General features: G+C 58.6%; 7 protein-coding genes. All 7 read right to left on the reverse strand.

The window, feature by feature from the left end:
- Positions 1-685 (reverse strand): zinc-binding alcohol dehydrogenase (locus tag ACIREA_RS26075; RefSeq protein WP_397385251.1); only part of this gene is annotated, 685 nt, incomplete at its 3' end.
- Positions 686-696: 11 nt separating this feature from the next.
- A complete protein-coding gene (locus ACIREA_RS26080; RefSeq protein WP_397385252.1) occupies positions 697-2067 on the reverse strand; it encodes a phenylacetate--CoA ligase family protein in 1371 nt (456 codons plus the stop codon).
- A 2-nt stretch (positions 2068-2069) separates the two neighbouring features.
- On the reverse strand, positions 2070-2828 hold the full coding sequence (gene larB, locus ACIREA_RS26085) for a nickel pincer cofactor biosynthesis protein LarB (RefSeq protein ID WP_397385253.1): 759 nt from the start codon (positions 2826-2828) through the stop codon (positions 2070-2072).
- Positions 2825-3625: an ATP-dependent sacrificial sulfur transferase LarE gene (gene larE / locus ACIREA_RS26090; protein WP_397385254.1), complete on the reverse strand. Its 801-nt coding sequence runs from the start codon at positions 3623-3625 to the stop codon at positions 2825-2827. Before larE ends, larB begins: the two co-directional genes overlap by 4 nt.
- Positions 3622-4272 carry a class I SAM-dependent methyltransferase gene (locus ACIREA_RS26095; protein WP_397385255.1) on the reverse strand — a complete coding sequence of 217 codons (651 nt, stop codon included), beginning with the start codon at positions 4270-4272 and terminating at the stop codon, positions 3622-3624. The genes larE and ACIREA_RS26095 overlap by 4 nt, the downstream gene beginning before the upstream one ends.
- Positions 4269-4982: an exosortase-associated EpsI family protein gene (locus ACIREA_RS26100; protein ID WP_397385256.1), complete on the reverse strand. Its 714-nt coding sequence runs from the start codon at positions 4980-4982 to the stop codon at positions 4269-4271. Before ACIREA_RS26100 ends, ACIREA_RS26095 begins: the two co-directional genes overlap by 4 nt.
- Positions 4982-5268: archaeosortase/exosortase family protein (locus ACIREA_RS26105; RefSeq protein WP_397385257.1), on the reverse strand; the 287-nt coding region annotated here is incomplete at its 5' end. The genes ACIREA_RS26100 and ACIREA_RS26105, both read right to left, overlap by 1 nt.

Here is a 5268-nt window from a genome sequence, read left to right on the forward strand (position 1 = left end):
CTTCGTCTTCGAGCTTTGATTGTGATGGATTCACAATGCGCTCTGCACCCATCGCGAGTGAGGTTTGCAGACGATCGGCGACAAAGTCCGCGGCCATCACTCTTGCACCGGAGGCCTTCAGCAAACTCGTTGCCAGCAGGCCGACGAGCCCCTGCCCCATCACGAGCACACGTTCGCCAATTCGAACGCCGCTTTGGCGCACGGCTTCCATGGAGATCGACCCGAGCGTCGTATAAGCTGCCTGCCAGTCTTCCACACCGGCGGGAATGGGTGAGGCGAGCAGATCTGGCACCGCGATCATCTCCGCATGAAATGCACACTCCGCACCGCCGCAGGCCACGCGATCGCCCACATGAAAACGTGAGTTCAGTTCATCCACCGCCACCACGATTCCGGCAGCCGAGTAGCCCAGAGGGGTTGGCGATTCGAGGCGGTTGCGCACCTTTTGCAAGGCGGCTTTCCAGCCCAGGGTCTTCGCCGTATCGATCACTTTCTTGACCTGATCCGGCCGCGCCTTCGCCTTTTGAAGAAGCGACATCCGGGCCTGCTCCACCTTCATGCGTTCCGTTCCCGGCGAGATCACTGAGCAGGTCGTTTGCACCAAGATGCCTCCCGGCGGCGGCACTGGCGCAGGAACGTCCTGCAGTTCAAGGCGTCCGTCTTGGTATTGGGCGAGTTGTTTCATCAATGAGCTTTTCAATTCACGATTTTCAAATTGGTCACCAGCCACTTGTGCTTGCCAGCAGTGGTCTTCTCGACTTCCGATACCTGCTGCAAGGTGAGTGTGAAGTCATCGCCAAGTTTTTTCAGCAGGCCTGCCTGCATTGCCGGTTCGCGGTTGCTTTGCCATTGTGGACCTGGTTGAAAGCGACATTCCACAACACCTGCGTGTTCTTGGAAGAACTGGACGGCGAGCAGCCCGTCGAAGATGGAATCGTGCATGTTGATCGCGGTGAGTGAGATGCGACGGCTGGTGGCGCTGACAAGAAACTCGTAATCGCGTCCAACGATTTCCGAAACCTCGCCATTTGTGATTTTTGCATAGTCTCCCGTGCGGTACCGGATCAGCGGCATGACGTGATTGTGGAAGGAGGTGCCGATGATCTCACAGTTTCCCTGTCCATCTGGCTCGCCAAATTCGACGAAACCATAGGTGGGCCAGAAATGCAGATGATTGGACGTGCGGCCCTGCGCGGCGAGGACGACGCGCTCGCTGTGACCATACCAGTGAAACACGGGCGCTTTGAAAAAGTGCTCCAAATACTGTTGGGATTCTCCTGTGAGCTTTTCAGAGCCGCAAAGCACCGAAGTCAGCTTGAAGTCGAGCTTCAGGCCTGTCTGCTCCAAGCCACGCGCCAGCATGAGTGCGGCACTGGGATAAGCATGCAGGTGCTGCGGACGGAAGCGGTTTAATGCGGCCACATACTCGGGCAGGCGCTCAAGCGTGAGATGATAGGAGGAGAGAATGAGCCAGTTTCGTGTGGCATCGTAATAACTGATGGCACCACCGGCTTTGCTGGAGGTGACGCTCCCGCGAATGACGGCTACACGGTCTCCGACGCGATAGCCACGCCGTGACCACTGCGCCTCCAGATAGGCTTGCTCTTTCGGGCGGCTCACGCCTTTGTGCAGATAGAAGCCGACGGGGACGCCGCTTGAGCCGCCGGTGGTGATGTAGAGGCGCTGCTTGGCGTCGAACTCGGGATTGACCATCTGCTCGCGGTGCAAAATCAGATCCTGCTTTGTCAGCAGTGGATAATCGGCGAGTTGCTCCAGCGTTTCGAACTTCGCCGGATCGATGCCACTTGTTGCAAATCGCTCTGCATAAAACGGCGCCTTCGCTGCTGCTATCAGCGACTCGCGTAATGCTTTGATCTGATAGTGTCGGATGGTCTCCGCATCCCACGTCTCAACCTCACGCGCTTCGTTTTGAAATCGAGTGTAGGACGGGCCGTAGCGCAGGGAGGGCGGGAGCGCGCGATAAGCCCGACCTGCCAGCGACTTCACGGGCTGAGGTGCTGCCTCGTAGAGTTTGAGCAGCGGGTAAAGGGCGTCTTCGAGCGACATGATCAAGCCTTCGGCGGCATGTTCAGAATGCGCAGCGCAGCAACAGCGGCGCCAAAGCCATTATCGATGTTCACGACGGTGAGGCCACTGGCACAGGTGTTGAGCATGCTGAGAAGGGCGGAGATGCCATGGAGATTAGCACCATAACCGACACTTGTTGGAACCGCGATCACGGGAGCTGCGACGAGTCCGCCGAGAACGCTGGGGAGCGCGCCTTCCATACCGGCGATGGCGATGACGATGCTCGCCGCCCGTAAATCATCGAGGCGTGCGAGCAGACGATGAAGACCCGCCACACCGACATCGGTGAAGCGGTTCACTTTTGCGCCAGCGAATTCCAGGGTCTGCGCGGATTCTTCGGCAACCGGCAAATCTGAGGTGCCGGCACACACGACCGCCACAGGCGCGGAGGAAAAGGTGCCGCTCATTTGACCGATGCGATAGAGGCGAGAAACGCTGTCATAGCTGCCGGTGGGAAAACACTGCAGCAGCGATGAGGCGACTTCGGATGTTACTCGGGTGGCGAGGGCACCTCCATGAGCAGCGACGAGGGCGGTGAGGGCATCTGTGGTTTGGGCGAGTGTTTTCCCTTCGGCATACACGGCTTCAGGAAAGCCCTGGCGGATCATGCGATGCGTGTCGGCCAACACCTGGCCTGATTCGGCAAACGGAAGGGTGCGCAGACGTTCCAGCGCCTGATCAGGAGGCAATGTGCCGACGCTGACTTGAGCGAGAAGGTCAGCCAGTTTTGATTCGTTCATGCGGAGCGGGCTTTGAGCACTTCGTTCATGCTGCCGGAGCGCAACCCGGCGAGATCAAGGGTGATGTAGGTGTACCCAGTGGCACGCAGAGCCGTGGTGATGGCCTCGCGCTGCTGCAAGGCGCGTAGCAGATCGGCCTCGGGCACTTCAAGGCGGGCCACATCGCCATGATGCCGCACGCGCAGTTCACGGAAGCCGAGGTCAAACAGTGCGGCCTCAGCGCGCTCAATCTGCGAGAGCAGTTTCGGAGTCACACTCGTACCATACGGCACGCGGGAAGCGAGGCAGGCGGCGGCGGGCTTGTCCCAGTTCGGCAGACCGAGGGCTCTGGCAAAGTGACGCACGTCCTGTTTACTGAAACCGAGGTCGTGCAAGGGGCTGAGGATTTGTAGTTCACGAGCTGCTGCGCGGCCAGGGCGCACGTCGAGCGTATCCTCGGCATTCATGCCATCAAGCACGTGGTCGATGCCGTTCTGTTCTGCGAACTGACGCAGAGCGCGATACACGTGGTCCTTGCAAAAGTAGCAGCGATTTGGTGCATTCGCCTGATAGGCGGGATCGTTCACTTCTGCGGTCGGCAGCAGTTCGAGGCGGGCACCGAGCTGTTGAGCAAGTGCGACCGCTTCGTCCTTTTCGCTTTGCGGCAGACTGGGGGAGACGGCGAGAAGAGCGATGACATTTTCAGCGCCCAAGGCATCCAGCGCGGCTTTCAGAACGAGCGTGCTGTCCACACCTCCTGAATAGGCGACGGCGACACGTCCCAATGGTTGAAGATGTTGTAGAAGACGGTCGATCATAAAGTTTTTACGGCAATGTAACTTTTGGTGAAGAGGCCGAGGCAGACCTTCTCGCGAAGAATCTCGCAGCCAGGAAAGAGCTGCACCATTTCCGCATGGGTGAGGAGGCGGATGTCGCCGATGAATGCGGCGACCTGCTGTGTATCTGGACGGGTGAGCCAGCCCCAGACGCTGAAGTTGCGCGTGAGACGATGCTGCCAGGATTTTGGCAGCCAATGGATAAAGGGGGTCATGAAGTGCGGCTCGATCCAAAACTCCTGCGCAGGTGTCTGGACCCACAAGCGCCTGCCCGTGCGGATCACCTCAGCAGCGAAGGCTTTCTGACGTTCAAAATCACCCACGTGCTCAATGACGCTGTTGGAAAAAACGATGTCGAAGGACTGGTCTGCAAATGGCAGCGCACAGCCATCCGCAACCTGAAAACGAAAATGCCCCGGATCCGCAGGCGGGGTGATGGCGTGGACATTGACGATATGAATTTCCGCCGCGATCTGCTCATGCCCTTCCCACGTGGCCGGATAACCGCCGATGTCGAGAATGCGCTCGTGTGGCTGCGGCTGAATGCGGTCCACAAACTGTGCGAAACGCTTTCTGCGGAAGGTTTTGAAAATCAGCCGCCAGATGTGATGGACGAGCGTCTGCTTCATGAGGGTGGCATGAGATTTTTCTGAAACTTCGGTGCGAGAGTGCGTACGAGATTGAGCAGCATCGTGACGGTTTCTTCATCGCTTCGCATGCGCTGGCCAGACTTCTGAGGCGGCATGCCTTCGGTGACCCAGGCCATGACGGAGGGATAGGCCCAGCGATGGTTGATGTTGTGCAAAATATTGTCGCGGAAACTCAGGAGCTGACGTTCCAGATTGCTCGGAGTAGTGACATTCTCCCCGACGAACCAATAGATGTAATGGGCATGCAGCGGCAGCTTCGTTCCATTACCGAGCAGTACTTCGCGCATGATGGCGAGGTCGCGCACCTGCAAGACTTCGCCGGAGAGCAGCCTGACCTCGCGCACGCGGGAGTCGACGACGGTCCAGCCCTGGCCATCGAGGCAGACCTCAGGGCGGTGGATACTGCGGCTGTCATTGCCTGCAATGACGAGCGACGCCTGGACGAGATCGCGACTTCCAATGGATCGTCCAGGTGTGCGATACGCCCGTTTGACGATGATCGTGTCACTGGGGAGCAATGTGATTTCCTGCTCGCTTGGTGCTTCGTTCTCGCCGACGAAATCACCTGCGACTACGGGCAGTTCGGCCAGCACGCCTGATTCATCGCCGCCTCTCATCGCGGGCGAAAACTGGCAGAGCAACAACGTCATGCCGCAGAGCAGAAGGAGGATGAAAGCGCGAGCGATCATTAGACAGGGGCAACCACCTGACGTGAGACGGTGCGCGAATTTTTAAAGCCCGGGCCGCCGCATGAGCGATCCAGCAGCCAGGAAGCGAACTGCAGCAGAAGCAGCGCCACAAGGAAGACCACGATGCCGGTGAATTCGTGGAAGACGGACACTTCTTTTTCGGCATCGCCAATGGCCCATTGCTGCCCGAAGACCATGGCTGTGAAGATTAGGACCAGGATGCGCGCCATATTTGCCACGATGGCGATGGGCAGGATCATGCTGAACAGCGCAAGCCTGCGCCACA

Origin of the sequence: Prosthecobacter sp. (assembly GCF_044373815.1) — a bacterium.
Taxonomy (GTDB): Bacteria; Verrucomicrobiota; Verrucomicrobiia; order Verrucomicrobiales; family Verrucomicrobiaceae; genus Prosthecobacter.